Source organism: Alcanivorax sp. HI0044 (assembly GCF_001634945.1).
Genome location: NZ_LWEZ01000478.1, coordinates 1 through 810 on the forward strand (window position 1 = coordinate 1; position 810 = coordinate 810).

Annotated in this window: 1 protein-coding gene; it reads left to right on the forward strand. The window is 58.1% G+C overall.

Translation table 11 applies throughout. The annotated features are described in order from the left end of the window. Positions 1-8: 8 nt before the first annotated feature. A partial coding sequence (gene hflC / locus A3730_RS05790) for a protease modulator HflC (RefSeq protein WP_063537692.1) occupies positions 9-810 on the forward strand: 802 nt, incomplete at its 3' end.

Consider the following 810-nt stretch of genomic DNA (forward strand, 5'->3'; position numbering starts at 1 on the left):
CTGCGCTAATGAATAATCGTGGATGGATGGCGCTGCTGGCTCTGGGTGTGCTGGCATTGTTGGCGCTGGATTCCTTTTTCATCGTTAACCAGAAAGAAAAGGCGGTACTCAAGCAGTTCAGCCGGATCGACAAGACTGACATCGAGCCGGGCCTGTATTTCAAATGGCCGCTGGTGGAAGAAGTGGTGAAAGTGGACGGGCGCGCATTGGTCTATGACGTGCGCAGCCAGTCATTCCTGACGGCCGAGAAGAAACTGCTCAACGTGGATGCATTCGTGATCTGGCGTATCAGCAACGTGCAGCGCTATATCGTCAGCGTGGGGGGCGGCTCTTCCAATGCCCAGGTGATGGAGCGTCGAGCCCGTGAGTTGCTGGATCCCCGTGTGAACGAAGGCCTGCGTAACGAATTCGCGTCACGCACCGTGTTCCAGGTAGTGGCCGGTGAGAGCGACGTGGAAAAAGTGGAAGGTGACAAGGCGATTATCCGTGACCCTGCCACCGGTGAAACGGTGGAAGTGCCAACCGACCAGCTGGATGAATCCGTGCTCCGTGAGGCCAAGGCAGCTAAAACGGATAGCGATTCTGATTCTCCGGTGCCCAGCGTGGCCAACGATCAGCGTGAAGCGTTGATGGACCAGGTGCGTGATGAGGTGAACAAATCCACCCTGGAAGATCTGGGTATCGAAGTGGTGGATATTCGCGTCAAGCAGGTGGACTGGCCGGATCAGGTCCGTGGCCGGGTGTTTGACCGGATGCGGGCGGAACGTCAGCGAGACGCGGCCGCACACCGTTCCCAGGGCCGTGAGGAGG